Origin of the sequence: Aeromonas sp. 603757 (assembly GCF_049171255.1) — a bacterium.
Classification (GTDB): Bacteria; Pseudomonadota; Gammaproteobacteria; order Enterobacterales; family Aeromonadaceae; genus Aeromonas; species Aeromonas veronii_A.
In genome coordinates, this window is the sequence record NZ_JAAKOE010000001.1 from 249,004 (window position 1) to 273,209 (window position 24,206).

The 24,206-nt window shown below is 59.5% G+C and carries 19 protein-coding genes and 1 pseudogene; 10 read left to right on the plus strand and 10 right to left on the minus strand.

Going from position 1 to position 24,206, the window contains the following annotated elements:
• Nucleotides 1-4 precede the first annotated feature (4 nt).
• On the plus strand, nt 5-1,006 hold the full coding sequence (locus G5332_RS01040) for a glycosyltransferase family 4 protein (protein ID WP_421311035.1): 1,002 nt from the start codon (nt 5-7) through the stop codon (nt 1,004-1,006).
• A gap of 292 nt (nt 1,007-1,298) precedes the next feature.
• On the opposite strand, the gene G5332_RS01045 is transcribed toward G5332_RS01040, so the two are convergent.
• From G5332_RS01045 to G5332_RS01055, 3 genes are read right to left on the minus strand one after another with little or no spacing between them, the layout of a single operon-like run.
• Nucleotides 1,299-1,934, minus strand: coding sequence for a sugar transferase (locus G5332_RS01045; protein WP_005333398.1), 636 nt, complete (start codon nt 1,932-1,934; stop codon nt 1,299-1,301).
• On the minus strand, nt 1,931-3,124 hold the full coding sequence (locus G5332_RS01050; RefSeq protein WP_421311036.1) for a glycosyltransferase family 2 protein: 1,194 nt from the start codon (nt 3,122-3,124) through the stop codon (nt 1,931-1,933). Before G5332_RS01050 ends, G5332_RS01045 begins: the two co-directional genes overlap by 4 nt.
• Nucleotides 3,125-3,155: 31 nt before the next feature.
• The gene (locus tag G5332_RS01055; RefSeq protein ID WP_421311037.1) at nt 3,156-4,295 is read right to left on the minus strand and encodes a glycosyltransferase; all 1,140 of its coding nucleotides are present in this window, start codon (nt 4,293-4,295) and stop codon (nt 3,156-3,158) included.
• A gap of 157 nt (nt 4,296-4,452) precedes the next feature.
• Between G5332_RS01055 and G5332_RS01060 the strand changes: the two genes are divergently transcribed.
• Nucleotides 4,453-5,868 (plus strand): GumC family protein, encoded by a 1,416-nt coding sequence (locus tag G5332_RS01060; protein ID WP_421311038.1) that lies wholly within the window; start codon nt 4,453-4,455, stop codon nt 5,866-5,868.
• 543 nt (nt 5,869-6,411) lie between these two features.
• On the opposite strand, the gene G5332_RS01065 is transcribed toward G5332_RS01060, so the two are convergent.
• The gene (locus G5332_RS01065) at nt 6,412-7,254 is read right to left on the minus strand and encodes a hypothetical protein (RefSeq protein ID WP_421311039.1); all 843 of its coding nucleotides are present in this window, start codon (nt 7,252-7,254) and stop codon (nt 6,412-6,414) included.
• A 330-nt stretch (nt 7,255-7,584) separates the two neighbouring features.
• Here G5332_RS01065 and G5332_RS01070 point away from each other — a divergent pair.
• A pseudogene (locus tag G5332_RS01070) lies at nt 7,585-7,833 on the plus strand (transposase family protein); the annotation flags it as partial.
• A gap of 321 nt (nt 7,834-8,154) precedes the next feature.
• Here the strand turns inward: G5332_RS01070 and G5332_RS01075 are convergent.
• Nucleotides 8,155-9,000, minus strand: a complete 846-nt coding sequence (locus tag G5332_RS01075) for a DUF1194 domain-containing protein (protein WP_005333391.1) — start codon at nt 8,998-9,000, stop codon at nt 8,155-8,157.
• 168 nt (nt 9,001-9,168) lie between these two features.
• On the opposite strand from G5332_RS01075, the gene G5332_RS01080 reads away from it, so the two are divergent.
• Together G5332_RS01080 and G5332_RS01085 are read left to right on the plus strand one after the other, a co-directional pair.
• Nucleotides 9,169-9,936, plus strand: coding sequence for a hypothetical protein (locus G5332_RS01080; RefSeq protein ID WP_374811219.1), 768 nt, complete (start codon nt 9,169-9,171; stop codon nt 9,934-9,936).
• The gene (locus G5332_RS01085; protein WP_279462872.1) at nt 9,923-10,369 is read left to right on the plus strand and encodes a hypothetical protein; all 447 of its coding nucleotides are present in this window, start codon (nt 9,923-9,925) and stop codon (nt 10,367-10,369) included. The genes G5332_RS01080 and G5332_RS01085 overlap by 14 nt, the downstream gene beginning before the upstream one ends.
• On the opposite strand, the gene G5332_RS01090 is transcribed toward G5332_RS01085, so the two are convergent.
• Genes G5332_RS01090 through G5332_RS01105 form a run of 4 tightly spaced genes read right to left on the minus strand, consistent with a single transcriptional unit; the run spans nt 10,347 to nt 15,329 of the window.
• Nucleotides 10,347-10,823: a hypothetical protein gene (locus tag G5332_RS01090; RefSeq protein WP_421311040.1), complete on the minus strand. Its 477-nt coding sequence runs from the start codon at nt 10,821-10,823 to the stop codon at nt 10,347-10,349. The genes G5332_RS01085 and G5332_RS01090 overlap by 23 nt on opposite strands.
• 11 nt (nt 10,824-10,834) lie before the next feature.
• Nucleotides 10,835-13,381, minus strand: a complete 2,547-nt coding sequence (locus G5332_RS01095) for a hypothetical protein (protein WP_421311041.1) — start codon at nt 13,379-13,381, stop codon at nt 10,835-10,837.
• Nucleotides 13,378-14,577 carry a glycosyltransferase gene (locus G5332_RS01100; protein ID WP_421249244.1) on the minus strand — a complete coding sequence of 400 codons (1,200 nt, stop codon included), beginning with the start codon at nt 14,575-14,577 and terminating at the stop codon, nt 13,378-13,380. Before G5332_RS01100 ends, G5332_RS01095 begins: the two co-directional genes overlap by 4 nt.
• Complete coding sequence (locus tag G5332_RS01105) at nt 14,574-15,329, minus strand: acyltransferase (RefSeq protein WP_421249245.1); 756 nt, start codon at nt 15,327-15,329, stop codon at nt 14,574-14,576. Before G5332_RS01105 ends, G5332_RS01100 begins: the two co-directional genes overlap by 4 nt.
• Before the next feature lie 299 nt (nt 15,330-15,628).
• On the opposite strand from G5332_RS01105, the gene G5332_RS01110 reads away from it, so the two are divergent.
• From G5332_RS01110 to G5332_RS01125, 4 genes are read left to right on the plus strand one after another with little or no spacing between them, the layout of a single operon-like run.
• On the plus strand, nt 15,629-16,948 hold the full coding sequence (locus G5332_RS01110) for a lipopolysaccharide biosynthesis protein (protein WP_421230776.1): 1,320 nt from the start codon (nt 15,629-15,631) through the stop codon (nt 16,946-16,948).
• Nucleotides 16,936-18,342 carry an O-antigen ligase family protein gene (locus tag G5332_RS01115; RefSeq protein ID WP_421311042.1) on the plus strand — a complete coding sequence of 469 codons (1,407 nt, stop codon included), beginning with the start codon at nt 16,936-16,938 and terminating at the stop codon, nt 18,340-18,342. Before G5332_RS01110 ends, G5332_RS01115 begins: the two co-directional genes overlap by 13 nt.
• Nucleotides 18,339-19,610 (plus strand): glycosyltransferase family 4 protein, encoded by a 1,272-nt coding sequence (locus G5332_RS01120; protein ID WP_204483675.1) that lies wholly within the window; start codon nt 18,339-18,341, stop codon nt 19,608-19,610. Before G5332_RS01115 ends, G5332_RS01120 begins: the two co-directional genes overlap by 4 nt.
• A 12-nt stretch (nt 19,611-19,622) precedes the next feature.
• Complete coding sequence (locus G5332_RS01125) at nt 19,623-20,759, plus strand: glycosyltransferase family 4 protein (RefSeq protein WP_421249247.1); 1,137 nt, start codon at nt 19,623-19,625, stop codon at nt 20,757-20,759.
• A 44-nt stretch (nt 20,760-20,803) separates the two neighbouring features.
• On the opposite strand, the gene G5332_RS01130 is transcribed toward G5332_RS01125, so the two are convergent.
• Entirely contained in the window at nt 20,804-21,829 is a 1,026-nt protein-coding gene (locus tag G5332_RS01130; protein WP_421311043.1) for a diguanylate cyclase domain-containing protein, read from the minus strand.
• A gap of 1,243 nt (nt 21,830-23,072) precedes the next feature.
• Here G5332_RS01130 and hybO point away from each other — a divergent pair.
• The gene (gene hybO / locus G5332_RS01135; protein ID WP_047435203.1) at nt 23,073-24,206 is read left to right on the plus strand and encodes a hydrogenase 2 small subunit; all 1,134 of its coding nucleotides are present in this window, start codon (nt 23,073-23,075) and stop codon (nt 24,204-24,206) included.

Consider the following 24,206-nt stretch of genomic DNA (forward strand, 5'->3'; position numbering starts at 1 on the left):
GCCTATGTTACCCATGCAGCAGATCTGGCTGGCCATCGATGCGCGTCAGGTCGGTGGAATAGAAGTTCACATTATCCACTTGGCCAACGATCTGCTGGCCAGGGGATTTCGCCCCACCATAGTGCTTGTGAGCAACCACGGTATGACCCCCTTTACGACCCTGCTCAAACAACAGGGCTTGCCCTACGAGGTGTGCCAAAACAGCCGCGATTTTATGCGCCGTCTGGCCCGCCAGCCTGCCTCTGTGCTGATCCATACCCACGGCTACAAGGCCGGGGTGCTGGGGCGGCTGACGGCCTGGTTCACCGGCAAATCGGTGGTTTCGACCTTTCACAGTGGGGATGACGGGGAAGGTTTGCTGAAGTTTTACAGCTGGCTGGATCGCACCACAGCGCGTTTTGCGAAGTGTATTGCAGTGAGCGAGCCCATCGCTCGCAAATTGCCTGTGCCGAGCACGGTGATCAGCAACTTTGTTCCCATGCCTGCGACGCCGGCTACGGTAACTGGCAACCGGATTGCCTTTGTCGGCCGCCTCTCGCCGGAAAAGCGGCCGGAGGCGTTCTGCCAGCTGGCCGCCTTCTGCCCGGATGGGGCGTTTCATCTCTACGGGGATGGCCCCATGAAAAGCGCTTTGTTGCAGCAGTATGGTGATCGCGTCCAGCTTCATGGTTTCCAGAACATGGCCAATGAGTGGCACAACATCGACCTGCTCTGCATCACCTCCCGCTTTGAAGGGTTGCCGCTGGTGGCCCTTGAGGCAATGGCTCACGGCATACCGGTCTGTACCTTTGCGGTGGGGGGGCTGGTCAATCTGATCGACCACAAATCCAATGGCTGGCTGGTAGAGCCCGGCCATGTGCGGGATATGGCGGAGCTGGTCAACTACTGGCTGCGCAGCGATGGGGTGGTGCGCAGCAAAATGAGTCAGGCGGCCCGCAACACCATAGCCCGCGGGTACAGCGTGAGCAACAGAGTGACCGATATTCTGGCTGTCTACGGCGCCTGAATCCCCAAGGGGAAACCCGCCAAAAACGAGTGGCCGCTGGCTACTCGTTTTTTTATGTGCCGGTGTTAGGGGTTGCAGGGGGCGGATTGCTTCTGTGATCACGCAACGCTCGGGTTTCTGCAGTGGGTCAAGCGGACATCCGGCCTGTGGATGGGGCCAGATGATGGCGATCAGGTCGCTGACTTCTCGGTGATCAACGTTGATTTGCCACAAGGATGCGCCATAAAAAAGGCCATTGCAGTGACAATGGCCTGATGGGCGTTGAGATGTGGTTGAGGTTGGTGCGGCGGGATTAGCGCCCCTTCTTGCCAACCATGATGGCAATCGTCTTGCCGATGATATGCACATCCTGCACCAGCCAGCGCCAAGGGTGGAGCAGGGCGACCGAGTAGGCCAGATCGAACGCCAGCTTGCTGCGCACATCATCCAGCGACTCGTCATAGCCCTGATTGACCTGTGCCAGACCGGTAATACCGGGGGCCACTTCATAGGTGCGTTCGATAAAGTAAGGCACCGCATCTTCCAGCCGGTTGGCGATCCCGGGCCGCTCCGGGCGGGGGCCGATCAGCGACATCTCCCCCTTGAGCACATTGATAAACTGCGGCAGCTCATCGAGCCGGGTTTTGCGCAGAAAGTCGCCGCTGCGGGTGATCCGGCTGTCCCCCTTGCCACACCAGACCGGCCCGGTGGCCGCCTCGGCGTCGGCGCGCATGGTGCGAAACTTGATCATGAAAAAGAGCTCGGTATGGGTGGCGTGGCTGCGCCCGATCCGCAACTGACGAAAGAACACAGGCCCCGGGCTATCGAGCCGGATGGCCAGCATGATTAGCGGCCACAGTGGCAGCGTCAGCAGCAGGCCAAGAGTGGCACCGAGCAGATCCATGCTGCGTTTGACCACCAGGGTCAATCTTGGAATGGGGTGTGTCATACGGCTTTCTCCTGTGACATGAAACGTATGGGGGCGCGCAGGCAGTAGCGCAGGGTGCCCATGCCGTTGTACCAGTGTCCGAGTACCAGATAGTGGATCTTGCGAAACAGATTGGGCCAGGGGGGCACAGGGGTCAGCTGGATCAGGATGACCAGCAGATACCCCAGCAGTTGCAGCCCCAGCAGCAACTGAAACAGCAGGGATTGGGTGGCAAGCGGGATGGCGCAGAGCCACAGCAGGGTCAGGCAGAGCGGCATCAACACACGCAGCCCCTTGCCACTGGCAAAGTTGAAGGCAACCCAGCCGAACTTGGGGTGTAGCAGGGGCAGCAACCGCAGCAGCTGCTGGGTGTTGCCAGCGCCGATCCGCTTGCGCCGTGTCGCCTCCAGCGCGGCATCGGAAACTTCCAGCTCCAGTGCGGCACAGCGATTGTCATAGACAGCCCGATACCCCTTGGCGATGGCCTGCATCGGCAAGATGAAATCGTCGTTGATGGTATCGGCAGCCAGCGGGGTGAGGCACTCCCGGCGCATCATGTAAAAGGCCCCGTGGGCACCCAGCATGCCGCCAAGGGCCGATTCGCAGAGCTTGATCTGGCTTTGATAGTGCCAGTAACTCTCCTCGCCCTGGGAGCCCGGTTGCCAGAACCGGTATGCTTCCCCGACCACCCCTACCTTGGGATCGGCAAAATGGGCGACCGCCAGCAGCAGGCTGTCGATGGGCAGCAGGGCCGAGACATCGGTGAGGGCTACCAGATCGCTGTGCACCCGGGTCATGGCCTCGTTGAGCACGGCGACCTTGCCGCGATTGCGCGGGTGATCAAACAGCCTGATCTGCAACTGCTGCAGGGCGGGATCACCGAGCTGGCTCAGCGCAATGGGGTAACTGTTGTCGCTGCAGCCGTCGAAATGCACATGCACCCACAGCTTGTCGGCGGGGTAATCGAGGCTGGCGAGGTTTTGCAGCTTGGCCGCGATGGTCGCCGCCTCGTTGTAGACCGGCATCAGCAAAGTGATGGTCGGCAGCGCCTCATCGGCGGCGTCTGTTTTGAACCCTCGATCCAGAGGGCGGGGCGGATTGGCTACCTTGCGCGCCTGCCGACCACCGAATTTGAGCAGCAGGGGATAGCCGACATGGTGGTAGACCACCAGTACAGCGCACAGCCAGAACACGATCATGATCCATTCCATGGGATGCTCCTCTGGTCATCGGGTCGCTTGATCAGCGGCTGTAAAGCTGCTGATAGGCCTGAGCCATCCGGCTCAAGCTGCTTTGCTGGCACACAAACTCTCGGGTGACGGCACGCAGGCCATGGCACTGCAGCAACCCTTGTGCCAGAAGCTGGGCAAGGCGGCCAGGATCCCGCTCCGACAGGATATGGCCGCTGGCCTGGCAGACGATCTCTCTGGCCGCCCCCACGTCGCTCATCACCACCGGTACCCCGCACGCCTGTGCTTCCAGCACGCAAAGCGGCATCCCCTCCGCCAGCGAGGGGAGGCAGAAGAGATCCAGCCCCTGATAGAAGCGCGGCATGTTTTCGACCAGCCCCAGAAAATGGACCCGATGGGCGATCCCCAGTTGCTGACACTGTTGTTGCAACGCATTTTGCAAACTGCCGACCCCAGCCAACGCAAGATGCACCTCCTCCGGCAGGGCGCGGATCGCCTCCAGCAGCAAAGTGTGACCCTTGACCGACTCAAGGCGGGCGGCGCAGCCAATAAACTTGACCCCTTGCGGCAGTCCCATCTCCTGACGGGCGAGGGCGGCGGCGCCCGGGGCAAAGCGCCGCTCATCGATGCCGTTGGGGATCACGGTTGGCGACAACTGGCCCAGCTTGGCCAGCAGCTGGTTGGCCACCGGCGTGGCATCGGCCACCAGAATGGGTTTGAAGGCGCGCAGCCCCCACAGGGCCAGCGTGCGCTGATGGGGATCATCGAGATACCAGGCATCGTGCTCTGTGTGTACCAGGGTGGGCACCCGGGCCAGCCGACTGGCCAGACCGCCATAGAGCATGGGCCCAAGATGGTGGGTATGTACCGCGGCTGGCTTGAGTTGGCGCAGCAGTCTGGTGAGCCGCCAGAGGGTTGCCAGCGACCAGCCTGCGGGCTTTTCCAGACAGTGAATATTGCCAGCAAAGGGATGCAGGGCGGGCCATGCCCTTAGCACATCCCCTTTGCGCCCTTCGAGGGAGATGATATGCACCGGTTGATCGGCAGGGCTCGCTTGCGTGAGGTTGAGCACCATGGTCTCCAGCCCGCCCGGCTGCAGGTGCTGCACGATTTGTACGACAGGTTGCACGACGGGCTGGGCGCTGGCGCCCTTACGGGGATGGGGTCTGTGCGACGGGGTTGATGACAACATGGTTCGCGCTCCGGCAAGGGAAGGGGTAACACCCCGGATAGCGGGAGAATGCGAATCTTGTACCACTCTTGCGATCTGCCCACAGAGGCGATCAGCTCCTCTGGTGGCACTGCCCTTGCATTGTGCGGGGGGAGGGCTTTTCTCAGGGAGTGATGCCATGCCTGTCCAGTTCTATTACAACCTCTACATCATTCTCTTTGCCGCCTGGCGCCGTCGTTATCTGCTGGTGATCCCGGTACTGGTGATGCCGCTGGTGGGCGTGACGGTCGGCCTGCTCACCCCCAAGGAGTATGAGAGCCGCACCACCTTTATGGTGCCGCAAGATGCCAACCAGACCCCGACCCTCAAGGATCTGATTACTCAGGAGAGTCTCAAGGATCGCTTTGCGGTGCTCGAAGCCCTGTTGCGCAGCCGTTATGTGCTGGACGGGGTAGCGCGGGATCGTGGCCTGGTCAATGACGAGACCCCGCCAGCCCAGCGTGATGCCATCATGGATTGGCTCTCGAGTGCCGTCTCGCTGCGGCTGATCGGCGATGAGGTGATCGAGATAAAGGTCAAGGCGGATTCGGCGGCCAACAGCGCCGGTTTGCTCGAAGCCATTTCGCGGCGCTTCTTCTTCAACTTGCTCAGCAAGGGGCGCCAGTCGGCGGAATCGTCCGAACGTTTTCTGCAAAGCCAGCTCGACAGCCGCCGCAGCGAACTGCAAGCGGCTGAGCAGCTGCTCGCCGACTTCAAACGGGAGCATGCCAGCGCCTTGCCCCAGCAGCAGAGTACCAACGTCGCCCGTCTCTATGGCTTGCAGGAGCGTTATGCCGAGAGCCTGATCACCCTGCAGCAGGCCAAGGCCCGAGTCGATCAGCTATCGCTGGGGCAGGAGAGCCAGCTGGCCCGCCAACTGGATGAGAAGCTGCAGCTGATGCGCACCGAGCTGGTGTTGCTGCGGGCCCGCTACAGCGACGAGCACAGCAAGGTGCAGAGTCTGCGCTATCAGATTGACCAGTTGCAGCAGGAGTTCGAGCAGCTCAAATCCCAACCGGATATGGCCCGCGGGCCCGAGTGGCAACTGGCCCAGACGCAGCTGACGGAGGCGGAGCAAAACGCCGCTGGCTTGAAGAGTCAGCTGGATGGGCTGGACAAGGTGGTCGACTCCCAGGGGGATACCGAACGCCAGCTCGCCGAACTGGAGCGGGATCTGGCGGTCAAGCGCACCCTCTATCAGGATTTGCTGCTGCGCTATGAGAAGGCCAAGGTGACCGGCGATCTGGGCAACTTCGAGCAGGGGGAGCGGATCAAGGTGATCGACAAACCCTTTGCCCCCAGCAAGCCGAGCAACTACCCGATCTGGCTGTTTCTGCTGGCGGGCATTGTTGGCGGACTGGGGCTCGGCTGCGGTCTGGCGCTGGTGGCCGAACTGGCGGATGCCAGCCTGCGCCGCTCCGATCAACTGGCCGCCCTGGTCAAGGCGCCGGTGCTAAGCCGCATTCCCTACTGCGAGCCGGTGCCGGACTATCCATCCAATAGTGATCATGCGCTGGATGGGCAGGTGTTGCCCATGTCACCAGAGCCGGGTTGATTGCCGCAACCAGTGGGCTATCCGTCGGTAACCGTTCACCGGCCGGACTTGACGTACATAATTCGACATATAGGGAGTAATCCCTTTTCTCGATGCAGGCCAGAGCGATTGGGGGCCGTCACGTCTGAGGAGTGCCCTCCAATCGCTCGGACATCTACACCAACGACAGTGTTCGCTGGCGCTACAACACCCCACAATGTGAACACACGCCATAGATCCCTTTGTGCCATCCCACATAGCCGCGCTACGCGAGATTCCCTCTCCCAAAGAGAGAGGGGCTAATGCAGCATCGGGGGAGATGGCGTTGGCAATGGCGTGTAAATTCGATAGATAGCCACGGGGTCATATCCCTTCTCCCCGTTATTAAACAAGGGGGGAAGTAAAAAGGAGATTACGCGGTAAACGTTGGGCTTCGCTACGCTCAGCCACAACCTACACAATCGGTAGGTTGGTGCTGAGCCTGCGAAGCCCAACATACGAGATAGTATTCGTAGTGGGCCATCAGTCTGCCTAGAAATAAATAGCTCTTCTCATCAGACGACCTCATATCAGCTTCACGTAATATAAACTATATAATGACTGAAGTTTAATATAATTTTCTAAATGAGAGAAAAAACTATATTTAATTTCAAGCAGACTTAAATCTTTATAACTATCTATTTTCTCAACATCTCTTTTTATACATGTCTTGGGAGTAGAATGCTTAATCTCATATATATAATCATTTATTCTGCTAGGAATAAACTCTTTGAATTCAAGCAAACTGTCAATTATTTGATCCTCTTTATCAAAGAATTTTATAAAAACATCAGCCCAAGTATATTTATTAGGCTCGTCTAAATTACTATTAGTAGATAAAAGTGTGTTTTTTAGAAAACTGTTAAATTCTTCATTATGGTCTAGCATGTCAATATTGAAATTCAATTCACCCTCTAACTCACGAATATCAGCTCCAGAAAAAATAAAATTAAATATAAATGATTCACCAAATCCCTTGAAATGATGATGAACATTTTCTGCTAACTCACGGATATGCCTATCCATTTTATTTCTTATGAAACCCCTCTCCTTTTTATATTGAGGGTATACGTTAACAACAATATGAAATACATAGCTTGCCACGATGGCTTGCAAAAAATTCATACATAAATTGCTGAGACTATCTGCACCATGAAAAGGTTCAGGCAGCCGATCTAACCATAGTGCATTTAAAAAAAGAATTAGTATAGATAATACAACTGTGATTGTTAATTTTCGAGAGGCTTTATTTGAAATCAAATTTATTAAATCACAAGCATCATATATAAAAAATTTAGCTTTTCTATATTTCCCTTTCATACTCCATTTAAATAGCAACCATCTGCTATAAGTTTTATTTTCATTCATAACTATCCCCTAGAAATATTTCCGCCTAATATAACACACCCAAATGAAACTGAAAAGTTTCTACAATATAGTGGGTGGGGTTCAATAATTTCCAGAGGTTTTCTAATACAGCTCGTAGGTTCGATTAGCCGATAGGCGCAATCGGACGCTCGCAGTGAAACTTCACGTCAATGTGGCAATAACGTCCCAACTGGTGCCAGTTCGAGGGTGATTTTTTGTGGGAGGGGGAGAAGCAGGGCAAGATCATGAATGTTTTTTGTTCAAATCGCTCCAACTGTGGACTCTGAAGACCGTGGTGTGATCTTATGCTCACTTTTTGAGGACATAAGCATGGATATCGACAACATCAAGGAACATTTCATCCAGATCCACGATGATAGGCAAAGCGCCAAAGTCGACTATCCACTATTTGATATCTTGTTCGGCAGTTTGTGCGCCATCATGGCCGGAGGTCGCGGCTGGACTGACATCCGTGAATATGTGATGGGGCATCACGAATGGTTTCTGAAACACAGGTTGTTTGAAAATGGCGTACCGGTGGATGATACCTTTGCCCGTTTGATTTCAAGCATTAAGCCAGCTCGTAGGTTCGATTAGCCGGTAGGCGTAATCGGACGATCGCGGTGACACTCCCCGCCAATGTGGCAAGTACGTCCCGACCGGTGTCAGCTAGAGAGTGAATGTCGGGGCGCAGAAGTGGCCATATGAGCGTTTTGGCGAGTTAAAAGAAAGGCCGCGAACGTCCGATTACGCTTCGCTAATCGAACCTACGGTGCTGAGTTAGCTGACTGAATACGGGTGGTATTCAAACCAGAAGTTGTGCAGCCCCTGCCGAAAGCCATGTTTACGGCAAAAATCAGGGAGCCATGGCTCCCTAATCGCGACACACGGGGTGATTAACTAGCCGATAGCTGGCGATTGTTGCCAGTTGGCTTGCTGCGGACGGCCTTGAGTTCGGCGTTGATAGCGCCAGGCCAGCAGTAGCGGCATACCGAGCAGCAGCTGGGCGGCCAGCGGGATCTCCTCGATGGGGGCGGCCAGTGCACCTTCCGGAATAATGCCCCCCTCAATTTCGGCAGCAAGTTTGAGCTCCAGCGCATTGCCAAAGTCGGCGAAAGTGGTGGCATTGATGACAAATGCATCCTGACCGCCCGCCACGTTCTCCACATACCACTCTTGCAGCACCCCATCGGCATAGTCCTGACCTATGGTGATGCCGTTGATGGTGTCGATGCCGGAGGCGAGCAGTTGATCCCGCACGGTAGAGGTATCCAGCCCGTTGTTCTGGATGCCATCACCCGACACATCCATCACCTGGCGGGCGGCGGTGTAGTTGTTGGTATCAAACTGCTGGGCACCAAAGGCCATGGCCGAACCGGGGGCCGTCATCCCCGCATAGGGGCGGACCAGGGCATCCAGGGTGGCGGCGAAGTTGTTGATGGAGGTCATATCGTAGAGGTGGAACCAGTCAGTCATCACGCTCTGCTGGGTCGAGCCGCTCCACATCACCATCTGTACCGCAATTGACCCCAGCTTGTCGCCACTGGTGTCGAGGATGGCGCTCTGTACATCCTGACTGTAAAAGGCGTCCACATACCCCTGTAACTGCAAATTGAATTCCGATGAACTGACGCTGCCCGACACATCCATCAGCAGTTGCAGTTCGGTATCGACTTCGGTCAAGGCGTATGCGGGGGAGGTTACCAACAACATCCCCAGCAGCCCTGCCAACGGTTTGAGTTTCATTGCTCACTCCTTCTCCCTGGCGCTAGTGCCAGCAGGGGGGAATGAATAAAGCGTGCCAGCTTTGTTGCATCCTCTGACTTGGCTTGATCCGGGTGAGGCCGGGCAGGCATGGAACTTGCGAGAACTTGCGACAGAGGTCAAAAGCGCTGATAACCGGCAGGAGTTGCGATGGAGGTCCGTCCCTGGCAGTGGGCACCCAACTGGCTGCTACTTGGTTTGGCCAATCAGTGGGGCATGGTGTGGCTCAATATGGGCCACTTCAACCTGCTGGTGGTGTTGCTGATTGCTATCTGGTGGCAAATTGCATCGCGGGTTGCACCGAGCTGGCGCCCGCATCCACTGGCGCTCGCCCTGTTTATCCTGCTGATCCTGATCCCCAGTGCCAGTTGCAAGGCGCTGGCCTGTCTGCTGCTGGTGGCCTCGCTATGGCGCCGTCATCAGAGTGGCGATGAGCGGGCAGTGTTGCAGATTGTGCTCGCCTTTACCGTGGCGGTGTTGTGGGGGCAGCAGGTGTTTGCCCTGCTCTCCGGCCCTGTGCTGGCGCTCGATGCCTGGGGGGTGGGCCAGTGGTTGCAGCTGCTGGGCTGGGAGACTCGCCTTGATGGCAATCGCATCGAGCGGTTGGGGGGCCATGCGCTGATTGTGCTCAAGGGGTGCTCCTCGTTTTCTCAACTCTATCTGGTGGTGCTCTCCTGGCTGGTCTCCTGCTGCTGGCTGGCGCCGGAGCGCCCCCTCTACCGGCAGTGGCCCATGTTGCTGCTGGTTTGCCTGCTCTATATCGGGGCCAATCAGCTGCGGTTGGTGCTGATGAGCCTGGATCTGCGCTGGTATGGCTGGCTGCATACCGGCTCGCTGGCCCAGCTCTACCAGTGGGCCATTATGTTGCTGGTGATGACCATCCTCTTTATCCGGGGGCGCCGTGATGCATCTATCTAGGGGATATCTGTTGCTGTTGCTGGTGGCGCTGCTCAGTGCTGCCGCCATGGGCTGGCGTTATCAGAACCGGACGATCAATGAGGGGGCCAAGCCCATGCTGATGGAGCTGGTCCAGCTGGGATGGCGCTTGCGGGTGGCTACGCCAGTATTGGGCGGCACCTATGTCAGCTATCAGCTGGCCCATCCCCGCTGTGACGGCCTGCTGCAGGCCATGCTGGTGGCGCCGGATAGCGAGGCGATGTCAGTGACGCTGGCGGGTGAAGGGATGAGCCAAGGGGTGATGTTTTTAGGCGAGCTGCACCAGAGCCCGCCGCTGCTCTCGTACCGTCTTACCCAGGGTTGGCGCAAGTTGTGGGGGCTGACCCCTTATCCCCTCTATCGGGTGGCCTTGCCAACCTCTTGCCTCTCGCTTATTGCGCCGCCGTTGGCGTGACCGACCCCGATTCACCGTTTGGCAGAATGCGGATCAGCAAGGTATTGGGGGCCAGCATGGGGTCATAGCGGGGCTCCAGTTCAATGGCGCGAGCTCCCAGCAAGCGGGTGAGTGCGGTCAGCCGCACGCTCGCTATCCGCGCACTCTCCAGCATGTCGGTTTGCAGCCCGGGGCCGCTTACCAGCGCAATTCGGGCCGGATCCTTGCGTCCTAAAAACTGATGCAGCTGCTGCTCCTGATCCGCTGGCAGTTGTGTCTCCGCTTGCTGGTACTGCAGTTGCAGCTGGGGCTGTTCGGCCAGCTGCTGTTCCCGCAACTGGTTGAGGATCGGCAGGGTCTCATTGACCGGCTCCTGACGGGCGCAACCGGTGAGGATCAGCAGCGGCAGCATCAGGGGCAACAGGTGGCGCAGGGCGCTGTCTTTTGCTGTGGAGCGGGGAATCTGGTTGGCCATACGCAGTCACTTCAGGAGGATGAGTTGGCACCAGTTTGCAATGTTTTCAATCCCTTGGCCAGTTGTTCAATCTCGCGGCGCCACTGGATCCAGGCGGCAGAGGGCAGTTGCTCTGCCACCTGCCAGCGGGTCGGCAGCTGATCCCGCAGGCGCTCCAGCAGCAGGGCGGCCTCTACTTGATAGCGGGCCTCCTGCTCCAGCCAGGCGAGCCAGCGCAGATCTTCGATGGCTTGCTGCAACAGCAACAGATCGTGGGAGAGGCGGTGCGCCTCGCAGGCTTGCGGGCCGAGCAGCATAAAGTCGCTCTCCCGCCCGTCGGTGGGGTCATAAGGCAGGGCGGTGGGCATGCGACCATGCCACTGCAAATAGCCCTCGGCGCCGCTTTGCCACAGATAGAACCCGGCGGCTCTCGGGGTGCCCAGATTGTAAAACCAGGGGGTGACCTTGTGCTGGCGCACTCGCGCCACATCGGTTTTGTCGGCGCCAAAACCTGCGTTGATCAGGGCAATCTCCACCTCTGTCAGCAGACCAACCTGACCCGGGTGGTTGAAGTGGCCCGCGCGGATCACCGCCGGATCCCGCCGTTTCATCTCCCGCGCCAGGCTGGTAATGGCGGGCAGAGTGGCAAGATCCGGCTCATCAAACAGGCTCCATGCCAGCGGGGGCAAGCCGCTGGCGGTCAGCGCCTGTTGCCGCGTCTGCCACTGATCAAGCTGGCTGGCAGGGTCGTTCCCCCAGCGTTTGAGCGGGGTATAGGCCAGCAGGGGGGGAACAAAACTGAGCCCCACCGCCTCTCCCATGATCTCCCGCATCCCCGCTTCATCCTGTGGCAGGGCGGGCGAGAGGCCGCTGATCCCGAGTTTGGCGAGCCGCGCCAGATCGCAGCGACTGGCCGCGGCGATCTGCTCTTTTAACGCCTCGGGATTGGGGCTCAGCCAGTTGAGATAAGGGGGCGCTTCGACATAGATGCCGACCGGCTTGCTGGCCGCGGGCAGAGTCAGTGGCAGCACCTCGATAGTCAGTGGCAGCTGCACCAGTTGCTGCTGGCTCAGCAGCTGAATATTGCCCAGATAGCGCCCCGCCTGCGAATCGCGGGGGATGGTGATCTGCAGCACCAGACGCCGAGGTACGCCTGCCAGCAGGGTGAGTCCGGCGATCCCCTCGACCAGCTCCTGATCCGAGGGAGCCAGCAGGGTGCCGCTCGCCTGCGGGCGAACCAGATGCCACTTGCCGTAATAGGGGGTCAGCGCCAGCGGCGATCCTGCCTGCTCAGGGGGCTGGATCACCAGCAAGGGGGCCGGATCGTCGGTGGCGGTGTGGATGGCAAATTCCAGCAGTAGCTGGCTGCCACGGGCAGCCAGCACCGGTTGTGCAGCCTGCTTCAACGCATCGGCCGCAGATAGCGGGGCGATCTGCAGGGTTGGGGCGGCATCCGTAATCGGCGTGAGGCTCAGTTGCTGCGAAGCTGGGGCTGGGGCTGGGGTTGGGGAATAGGGGGCCAGAGTCCATTTTTCCAAAAACAGCTGGCGCTGCTTGGTCAGCACGCTTGCGGTAGCGTCGGCCAATACGGCGAGAGCTTTTCCACTATTCGGGAGAGCCTCTTTGCTGGAGGGGGCCGGATAGGGGGCAAGCAGCAGTCCCGCCAGGTATTTGGCATCCGGTGAGTGACCTACCAGTGTGATAGTGAGCGGGCCGCCGGGGTGGTTCAGGGTGACATAAACGGGGCCGCCTTGACGCGCCCCGAACAGCTGCCAGGGATCCGGGTTTGGCAGTGCCTCGCGGGATTGTCCCGCCAGATAGCGCTGCGTTAGCCACTCCTGCGGTTGCCACTGCTCGGCCCAGATGGGCTCGCCATTGACCAGCACGCTGCGCTCGAAGGGGTGGGGGAGGTACTCCCACTCGCCGGGATCATCGAGCCAGAGGGTGAGCTGGTAGCGCCCCTTGGCGACCTCCAGCCGTACGCCATCCAGATTGCGCAGCCCATCGCGAACCAGGGCATCGCCGGAGGGGCGCAAGATGGGGGTGGGATGGCCAATCAGCCGGGGATCCCCCGGGCTCAGGGCCTCAAAGCCGGTAAATCGGGGCGCGGCGGCCGCCCCCAGATCCAGCGCAATGGTGCCTGCTGGCAGAGTCAGACCGGGTTCCCAGTACCAGCGGTGAATGGTCATTGAGGGGGCGTTATCGGCCATAAAGAGATAGAGCTTGGTGAGTTTGTCCAACGCCAGTGCTCTGGGCTGGCTGGTGCGCCACTCGCTCAAGGCAAAGCGCTGGGTGAAGGGGCCGGGGGCGACAATCCGCTCCAGATTGACCCGGCTGCGGTAGTTGACCGAGGCGTTATCGTCGATACGCAGGATCAGGGTTTGTGGGCGGGCGCTGGGGTTATGGCCCTCGATCACCAGTTCATCATCGCTGCCTATTGGCCAGTTGTGGGTGCTCAGATCGAGCCGCTGGGGTGTCTGGTTGCCTGTCAGGGGCAGCGGGGTCTGCCCCTCCAGCCGGGTGGCGGCCATTGCTGCATGGCAGCAGAGCAGGATAACCAGCCAGAGCCCTCTGCTCATCCGGCCAGCCCCTTCAACCAGTTGTTCAGCTCGGCAGCCTTGTGATCCCAGCTTTGCAGGGCCACCTGCTGCTGGCGAGTGTGGCGCCCTTCGCTGCGGGTGAGCCCCTCCCAACCACTCTCCTGAAACCAGCCCGGATTGGGTTGATCAAAGGCTGCCCGGTTGATGGCCTGGGCCAGGCTCTCCCCATCGTGGGGGAGCTGGATCTGATCCCGATAGCCATCGAGAGCCGGAAAATCGGTGCTGACGATGGGGCGCCCTGCGGCCAGATACTCGCGCAATTTCAATGGATTGCAGGCACGGATCTGGGCGTTGTCGACAAAGGGCAGCAGACTCACCTGCCAGTGCTGGGCATAGGCCGCCAGCGTGTGATGGGGACGGGGCCCCAGCAGATGGATATTGGGGAGCCCCTTGAGGGGGGTGATATCGGTCTGGACCGGGCCAATCAGCACCAGATCCCAGTGGGGAAGGGCGGTCGCCGTCTCTGCCAGCAGGGGGATATCAATCCAGTCGCTCAGGCTGCCGTAAAATCCGGCAATGGGGCGGCCGGAGGGAAGATCCGCCGGCCGCTCTCTGGGGGGCATAAACAGCTCGAGATCCACGCCGTGGCTGAGGAGCCGGGTTTTATGGGGAGGAAAGCGGCTGGCCAGCGCGGGGCTGGCGGCCAGAATGAGATCGGCTTTTTCCACCAGTCGGGCTTCGCAGTGGGCAATGGCTTGATGATCCACCCCCGCCAGCGCCGAGAAGTCATCGCCGCAGTAGTAGATGACCGCCCTCTCATCCAGCTTGCCAATCAGATCGACGGCGCTGGGCAGGGAGATCCAGAGCAAGGGGCGATCCAGCTCGGGCAACTGGCGCCGGATCTGCGCCGCCAGCCAGTGGCCATTGATCTTGCCCGCCAGCCGACTGCCCGGCAGTGGCAAGGCGAGCGGCGGCAGCACCCGGGGGCTGCTGACCTCTGATGGCGCAACCGACTGGCTGCCAGCATGGCGCGCGCCGCGCAGCACGGCCCCCACTTTGCGGACGATGCGGGTGAGATCATGAAGGGTAAAACGGGGGCAGCGCATGCCGATGGAGTTGACCCAGAGCACCTGATAATCGGGCAGCAGACGCTTGATCAGATGCTGGGTGCTGGAGGGGTGCTGGCCCCAATCCTCTCCCAATACCACCAGTTGCGGCAGTGAGTGTGGTTTCATGCAAAGGTCTCCGAAGCGTGTGCGAGGTCGCTGTGATCCTGTGGCTGCAACGGGCGCAGTACGGTGGCTGGTACTCCGGCTGCCAGCACACCTGCGGGCAGATCCCGAGTGACGACGCTGCCTGCGGCGACAATGGTGCCGGCGCCTATGGTGACACCGGCCATCACCATCACCCCGGTGCCAAGCCAGACATCCTGCTCCAGCACAATGGCCCCCACCTGTTCATCGCGATCCGGCAGGCCCCGGGCGCGATCGCGGGCATTTACCGGGTGCCCCGGGTAGCCCGCCAGAAAGGCACGCCCTGCAATTCTGACGTTATCCCCCAGCACTATCTTGCTGCCCACCGCCAGGGTGGTTTGCCAGCCAATCCCGACATTGCGGCCAATGACCAGCCGTGGTGTCTGGCTCGATGCCCGGCCGCTGATGGTCATGGCGGCGCTGAGACGGCAGTCGGCGCCGATCTCGATGGTGACCGGACCGCTGATATAGGGGATGCCGCCATAGAGGTAGAGGCGCGGGGCGGGGGCCGTGAGGCGAGATTGAAACAAGGGGGTCCACCAAAGGGTGCGGGTCAGGGTCGCCAGCGCGTTGCTGATCAGCAGATAGAGCCGATAAAGCAGCCGATGCAGGGGAGGGATCACGGGGCATGACCAGTGGCGGGCACTTTTGGCCAGTCGCCATACCCGGCGAGCCAGTGGCGTCTCCCCCTGTTTGGCCCAGCTTTTCATCCGGTGCAGGTTGATGGTGTTCATTGCGACCTCTCCCTCTGGTGCAGTCCGTTGCTCGCTAAGCAGAAAGCAGGGATCGGGCCAACAGGACGGCCCCAGCTAGATCGGGCCAAATGGGGCTAAGAGGAGGGGCAGATTGCGCCGGTCGGTGCAATTTGCAGCCAGCGTTGTGCAAAACGCAAATGCCAGTCTCATTCTGGGCTTGTTCAGGCCGGTTAAGCCGCACAGAGGAGCTATCGCTTCAGGGCGGGAGTGAGTGGCGTGGGCTTTGCATTAGCGGTAGCTGACCCGGAGCAGGATGCTTCGGGTGGCTGGGAGGCCCTATGAAACTTGGTGTGAACCAGATTGCCATGCTCTATTACGCCGGCGGCTTGCTCCTGATGAAGGGGATCTCCCTGCTGATGCTGCCGGTGCTGACCCATCAGCTGCTGCCTCGTGAATACGGCCAGCTGGAGGTGCTGTTGACCCTCATCAATCTGGGTTCCCTTATTTTGGGCTTCGGGCTGGTGGATGCCCTCTACCGTTTTGCCGGATTGGCGAAAGATGAGCAGGAGCGCCAGCAGGTGGTGGCCCGCATGTTTGGTCTGGTCTGGCTGATCGCCCTGGCCAGTCTGGTGCTGCTCTGGCTGCTGGCACCTGTGGTGCAAGCCTGGCTGCCGGTGGAAACTCGCCTTGCGGATGTGCGCTGGGTGCTTTGCGCCCTGCCGTTTGAAGGGGTGATCGGCGTGCCACTTGCATGGCTGCGCATGCGCAATCAGGCGCGGCTCTTTTTCGTGGCAACCGCAGGCAAGGCGGTGATCCAGTCGGTGCTGACCGGCTGGTGGCTCTGGCTCGGCTGGGGCGTGAGCGGGGTGCTGGCCTCCGGCACCCTGACCTGCGTTGCACTGGCGCTGCTGCTGAGCCTCTGGCAGTGGCGAGATAGCGGGATCCGCTTTGACTGGCAGCACTATCGGCCGCTGCTGCGCTATGGATTGCCCCTGGTGGTGAGCGGGCTGGCAGGTTTTGCCCTGAGCGGACTGGATCGCTGGCTGCTGGCCGATGTGGTGGGGGAGGCGCTGCTTGCCTACTACGCCGTTGCAGGCAAGCTCGCGCTGGCGGTGGGGTTGTTGCTGCAACCCTTTGCCCTCTGGTGGTATCCCCGCCGTTTCATGCTGCTGCGTGAGCCGGATGGACTGCGGCTCAATGCCCACTACAGCGTGATGGGGTCGGTGCTGGGGTTTGTCACCGCGGGGATTGTCGGGCTTACCGCCCCCTTGCTTATTCGCTGGCTGACCCCGGAGAGCTATCACGGGGCGATCGCCTATATTCCGCTGCTGGTGCTGGGTATGGCGGTGCGCAATGTTTCGGACTTGCTCAATGTCGGCTGCTTTAGCGGCGAGAAGAGCAATGCCCAGATGGTGATCAATCTGGGCTGCAGCGCCCTTGGGGTAGCAGGCTTTCTGCTCGCCATCCCCCCCTTCGGGGTCGCCGGGGTGATCTGGACCCTACTGCTGGTCTATCTGGTGCGGGCGCAGGCCTTTTATCTGGTGAGCCAGCGGTTGCTGCCGCTGCCGTATCGCCTCTCGACCCTCTGGGCCAGTTCGCTCGGGGCGCTGGCGATGGTCTGGCTCGGCCAATGGTGGGCAGGATCATGGCTCGTCTAACGCCAGCCATCTGGGCAAGCGCCATCTGTCTGGTGCTGGCCCTGCTTTGGTGGCGGCTGCCCCATCCCTTGCTGCTGCCGGTGCTCGGCCTTGCCATTCCCGCCATCTGGTTTGCCCTGCGCTGGCCCTTCTTGATGGTGCTGGGGTTTGTCACCTTCTCCTTCTTTCGGCTGCATGAGGTGTTCCCCCAGCTCTATCCCCTCAAGATCCCGCTGCTCTTCTCGCTGGCCGCCATCGGTGCGCTGGTCTGGCACATTTTGCTGACCGGCCGGATCAAGCCCTACTGGAGTCCAGCCCTGAGCTGGCTGACGGCCTTCTTTGTGATGGTCTCCATCGGTGTGCTGTTTGCCAGCAACCGGGGTGAGGCGATCGCCACCTGGACCGGCAGCTACAGCAAGATCTATCTGATGACCCTGGCCACCGCCTGGCTGGTGCGCACTCCGGGGGATTTTGCGCTGGCGGTGCGCACCTTTGTGGTGGCGGGCTGTCTGGTGGCGCTGGTGGCCCTCTACAACAAGGCGAGCGGGATCGGGTTGGTGGAGGGCACCCGGGTGACCATAGGGCGCGAGCTGGGCTCTGTGCTGGGGGATCCCAACGATCTGGCGCTGGTACTGCTCTTTCCTGCCGGCTTTTCGCTGAGCTTGCTGCTCAATCAGGGCAATGGGGTGGGGGGGCGTTTACTGGGGGGGCTCGGCTTTGCGCTGACTGCGGCCGCCATTATCGCTACCCAGAGCCGGGGTGGTTTGCTGGGTATCTGCGCCGTTGGTGGCCTGTTTGCCTGGCAGCGGGTGAAGTCGAAAACCCTGTTGATCTCGCTGGGTATGGTCGCGCTGGTGGTGCTGTTTGCCGCCGCCGGGATCAGCGACCGGGCATCTGGCGGCGCCGCCGAGAGTGGGGTCGATGCCTCGGCCATGGGGCGGATCTACGCCTGGCAAGCAGCCTGGGGGATGGCGCTGGGCCATCCGCTGGTAGGGGTGGGCTTGTCCAATTTCTATTACAACTACTTCTTCTACAGCCCCCATTGGGATGGACTCAATCATGCGGTGCACTCCACCTGGTTCGGGGTGCTAGCTGAAACCGGCTTTGTCGGGCTGGCGCTGTTTATCGGCATGGTGACGGTGACCCTGCGCAGTTGCTGGCGTTGCCAGCTTGCTGGCATGCCTCCTGCAGTGATCACGGCGATGCAGGGGGTGATGGCCAGCATGGTTGGGTTTGTGATTTCGGGATCCTTCCTGACCCAGGGCTTTACCTGGCCCATCTATCTGGAATTGGCGCTGGCCGTCGCCGCCATCAAGTACGTGCAGCAGGCGGCCACAGAGGTGAAGGCCACCCCTGAGGATCATCAGGAGGCAACCCGGTTGCCGGCAGTGCCACCCAAGGGAGCAAGAGGATGAACGCAACCCCTGTTTTGCTGGTTCACTACGGAGAGGACTGGATCCGCGGCAGCGAACGCTGCCTGCTGGATCTGCTGGCCCACCTCGATCGCAGCCGGTTTACGCCGTTGCTCTGGTGCAATAGCCCAACGCTGGCGGCAGAGGCGGCCACCCTCGGGGTAGAAACCATGGTCGAGCCGTTCAGCCTGCTGCTGGGATGGCAGGCGCCCCGCTTTGATCTTGCTGCCCATCGGCGCCTCTCCTGGAGAGCCAGAGAGCTCATCACCGAGCGGCAGATTGGGCTGGTGCACGCCAACAGCGCGGCTCCTTGTCAGTGGCTGGCGGGGGTCTGTCGGGCGTTGCAGGTGCCGCTGGTGTGCCACCTCCATGCCCGTTACCAGCCCAGAGACAGGTTCAGCCTGCGGGTCCATCAGGCCAGCTTGCTGATCGGAGTGAGCGAGCCGGTGTTGACCGGCTGGCGCCAGGATGGCTGCGCGGCCGATCGGTTGATCCGGGTACCCAACGGGGTGGATGCCGCTCGTCTGAATGGTGGTGCTCACTGGCCGGTCGTCGGCATGCTGGGCTTGCCCCCGGGGGATATGATCATCGCAACCGTTGGCTCCCTGATCAAACGCAAGGGGATTGATCTGTTGATCCGCTCGCTGGCTGCCCTGATGGCATCGGGGGAGGAGGCCCAGTTGCTGATCATTGGCAGCGGCCCGGAGCGGGAAGCACTGATGGCGTTGGCTGTCGAGCTCGGGGTGGCCGAGCGTGTCCACTTTCTCGGCGAGCGGCCGGACAGTGCCGCTATCTTGCGAGGCGGGGTGGATCTGCTGGTCTCCGGCGCCCGTGAGGAGGTGTTTGGTCTGACGTTGGCGGAGGCGGGCATGTTGGGGCTTCCGGTCAGTGCCTACCGAGTGGGCGGCATCCCCGAAGTGGTGGAGGAGGGAGTGACCGGCTTGCTGGCAACCCCGGGGGATTGGGCCGAGATGGCTGATCACTGGCGGCAATTGAGCAATCCGCAGCGCCGATGTGAAATGGGGCGTGCCGCTCAGTTGCGTGCCGCACAGTTGTTCACTGTGGCGCGCTACGTTGACGGAGTCACGGCGGTGTGGGACGCCGCGCTGGCTGGTCGTTGGCACGCCACGGCCCCCACACCCTTCCGACCACTCATTCACTGGGCGGGGCAACGACTCCTTGCCAGAGGGCGCAATATGCTGGCGAGTGGGATGACAAGAGTGGCGCAAAAAGTGCAGTTGGGGTTTGGCCGCCGCAAGGTACCAGAGTAAGGGAGCAGCAAGATGAGCATGCAAACTGAGCCGGTGTTTGGAAAGGTCATCGTCGTGGATCCCATCCCGTTTCGCGGTGGCTCCAAGGTTGCGACCGAAGTGCTGCTCGATGAGTTGGCCAAACGGATGCCCGGGCTCACATGCCATGTGTTGACCCAGGATCCCGACTCCTGGTCCCGTTGTCAGCATCATCCTCTTTGGTTGCCCCACATATTGAAGGGGCGGGAGTCCGGCATCGGCTATCTGCTCAAACAGGGGTGGCAGACCCTGCTGATCCTCTGGCTGGTGTTGCGTCTGGGGCAGGTGAAGTGCCTGGTGGCGGCGTCCGGACCGGGAGTGGATCTCTGCTGTTACTGGGCGGCCCGCTGGTTGCGGTGCCGGGTGGTTCAGCTGATCCATGGCCCTGTGGGGTGCTCGGGGCTCTCTGCCAGGGCCTTGCAACGGGCGAATTTTGTGTTTTATCTCGAATCAACTCGCAGCTCCCTGGCGGCATTGCTGGCCCGGCTTGGCGAGACCGAGTTCCCGTCACACTGGCAGCCATTTACCAACGGTTTGAGCGAGATTGATTGGCCCAAAGCGACCCTGGGGGGGCCTCGTATTTTGTGGGCGGCCTCGTTGCTGCGCTGGAAGGGACTGGAGACCATGCTGGCCGCCCATCAAATGATCCCTGATGCTCGCCCCGAGCTGATGGTGTGCTATCTGCAGCCCAAGGGCACGCTGCAGCCCTGTAGCCAGCCTCAGCCACAGCTGCCAGACACGCACTGGTATGCCAACCCCGCCAATCTTGACGAGATCCGATCTCGATGCGGCATTTTTGTCTCCACCAGTCATCAAGAACCGTTTGGTCTCTCCATTCTGGAGGCCATGGCGGCAGGATTATGCGTAGTGATCCCGGCCGATGGGGCCTGGTGGGATCGACACCTCACCGATGACGTGAATTGCCGTAAATATCAGCCAAACGATCCCGGCGATCTGGCGCAGGTGCTGGCTAGCCTCAATGCCATGCCCGACGTGGTCAAGCGACTTGGCCATCATGCCCGTCTGCATGCCATGGTCCATTACAACGCGGCGGATACCTACCAAAGCACACTGGATCAGTGGGAAGGTATGTTGCGATGGGATGCGTTGAGCCTTGCCGTGCATGGTTAGCGCGCGGTGGTTCCCCACGGGGAGGATGGGGGTGTATGAGGGACTTATGGGCAGAGGGGTTGCGGGAGGCAGGGTGACTCCGCCACTCTGATGCAGTTACGGCCGGATGATTTGGCGGTGTAGAGCGCAGCATCAGCCAGTTTTACCAGTTCAGATGGCTGCCAGTGACTCGATGGTCTGAGGCAGGCAACACCCATGCTAGCGGTCACCAGACCGGTGGCATTTTGTGCGTGTGGCTGCGCGAGTGCAAAAATCAGCCGCTGGATATGTTGGGCTATTTCATAGGCGGATTGACGCTCGACATGTGGCAACAGGATGACAAATTCCTCTCCCCCGTAGCGGGCCACCAACTCCCCCGAGCGGCGCCCGGATTGCGCCAGGGTATGGGCCAGCAATCGAAGGCACTCGTCACCGGCAACGTGGCCATAGAGGTCGTTGAACTGCTTGAAATGATCGATGTCGAGCATGATGAGCGCAATCGGCATCTCTGTCTGAATACAATGCTCCCAGGCCTGGTTCAATGAGTTGTCGAACAGACGACGGTTGCCGATGTTGGTGAGCCCGTCGGTATTGCTGAGCGCTTCCAGTTTCCGGTTCGCTTCGGCCAGCTCCTTGGTTCTGAGCTCGATAATGAGCTCCAGCTCATGTTGGCGCTCCTCCAGACTGGTCATCGGGTAAATTTCGCTTTCCCGAGCCGCACTGTAAGGGATGGAGATACTGCTGTGAGCAATTTTCCACGCCATGGCTTCGTGTCGAAAAATCAATACCAGTCTGGCGGTTCTGCGGGAGAGGATAGGTTCTGATTTCGGTAGATGGATATGGAAGAAGGCGGTGACAGCCACCACATCAGCGGCCAGATCTTGCAGGGTCACATCGAGTATTTCCAGGCGGATCCTTCCCGGGATCTGGGCAAAATCGCGGCGGGTTATCCGGATCCACTCATCCCTATCGGTAACCAGAACATCACTGCTGCCGGCAAAACCGCTGAAATTGTCGCTAAACCGCGTGGTGAGCCGATCATCCCGTGATGAATACAGCTCGATGTACTCATCAAACAGTGAGCGGATCAACTGTTCCCGTTCAGTGGTCATTGCGCTGGGCCCATGTGAAGTGGTCACGTTTTTCAAACGTTCGATTGAACTATAGTCAATTATGTCATTTTAATTGGCTATCTATCTTGATTTTTCTCGTTTTTTTGTTCGATTACCGTAATTGGCAAGTGTCCGTAGGGCCAGCCAGAATCAAGGCTCCATGGCGTGGTTATCAGAGGCAGTCAGGGGGAGGTTTCTCTCTGCAACTGCGGCCGCTGCGGGCTGCATTTCACGAGGTGAGCAGGGCTGTCAACGAGTTCGATAAGGCAAGGTAGTTGCTGGAGCCACTGCTCGGCTGATGATTAATACACTTATCGTTTGTCATGTTTATCGTCATCCCCGCTCATTTCTTTTTGCTGCAGTTGAACAAGAATAATTATCATCTATATCGATGGGGATGGATATTTACGCTCTGGTTAATTACGCAGGGTGACGTGAAGGTAAATAGTGTGAAGGTGGGCGGTAACATCTGTAACCGGATGAGCGAATGTATCGCGTGTTAAATATGTTCACTATGTTGCAGGCAGCCTTCCACCTTGCCTTTTCTCTCATTATTAATTTGAATGCAGATTCACGATGATGCGTAAACATATCCGTGAGCGCGATATTTTACTCGTCTCGACATCGGATGATAAAGCATATCTGGATACCCTCCGATATGAATACATCATCTGCATCTTCTTACTGCTCAGGTTCAACAGACGGGGATGCAACCAGGGGCGCTGCCGCTAGTGCTTTCCGGCAGAGACCATCTGCGCGAATTTACGGGAAATTCTGCCATGAAGGCCCTGGCAGCAAGGGCTGAGCGGGTCTCTTGTTCCTGCCATGATTTGGTGTTGCAAACCGTGCTGAGTCAGATTTAAAGCCAGTAAAATATGCAATTCAGTGAGTAAAGGTATATTTGATTGAACATTTATTGTCGGGTGTCAATACTGTGAAATAAGCGGCATGGCACAGTCATTCCGCATGTTAATTTAACTGGGAACAAAAGGGTATTTGGTCCGGTGATTAATTATTTGCTGTCCAATTAAGTTCATAAAATTTATTTCCCTGCCAAATATCTCTTTGGGGGTAATTAATTCTGTTTGTGATGTGGCTCGCTATGTAAATAGGGGGAAGCCGGTCGAAGTTGATAGAGATCAATACTGTGATGTGGGTGAGTCCTTAGCATTTCTCCTATTAAGCATTTACCAAACAAGTGCTCACTACGGGAATAACTAGAATGGTCGAGGATAATTTTTTATCGGCTCATGGGATTAATCGCCGTGATTTTATGAAATTGTGTGCCGGGATGGCCGCAACCTTGGGATTAAGTCAGCATGCCGTCGCCAAGATGGCCACCGCGCTCACCAGCCCCGAGCGGCCGCCGGTGATCTGGATTGGGGCGCAGGAGTGCACCGGTTGTACCGAATCGCTGCTGCGCGCCACTCACCCCACCATCGAGAACCTGATCCTCAACACCATTTCGTTGGAGTACCACGAGGTGCTCTCGGCGGCCTTTGGTCATCAGGCGGAAGAGAACAAGCACAACGCCATCAAGCGCTATAAAGGCAAGTATGTGCTGGTGGTGGATGGCTCCATTCCGCTCAAAGATGGTGGTGTCTACTGCATGGTGGCCGGTGAGCCTATCGTCGACCATATTCGCCGTGCCGCCAGTGATGCCGCTGCCGTCATCGCCATCGGCTCCTGCGCCGCCTGGGGCGGTGTGCCTGCTAGCGGCGGCAACCCGACCGGTGCCGTCAGTCTCGAAGAAGCCCTCGGCAATATCGGCACCCCAATCATCAATATCCCGGGCTGCCCGCCCAATCCCCACAACTTCCTCACCACGGTTGCCTACTACATCACCTACGGCAAGCTGCCGGCGCTGGATAGCAAGAAGCGTCCGCTGTTTGCCTATGAGCGGCTGATCCACGAGAACTGCGAGCGCCGTCCGCACTTCGATGCAGGGCGTTTTGCCAAGGAGTTTGGCGATGAGGGCCACCGGCAGGGCTGGTGTCTCTACCATCTGGGCTGCAAGGGGCCGGAGACCTACGGCAACTGCTCGACCCTGGAGTTCTGCGATGTGGGCGGCGGCATCTGGCCGGTCGGCATCGGTCACCCCTGTTATGGCTGCAACGAGCAGGGGGTCGGTTTTAGCAAGGGGATCTTCCAGCTCGCCAAGGTCGAGAACCCGACCCCGCGGGTGGATAAACCCGATGTGAAAATTCAGGAGGGGGGCTATACCTCGCCCACCGCGACTGGCCTGATCGGTGGCGCCCTCGGGGTGCTGGTGGGGGTGAGTCTGATGACGGTGCGTGAACTCGGTCGCCAGCAGAAGCGCCACGAAGCCGGGCAGCACCCATCACGGGAGGAGTAA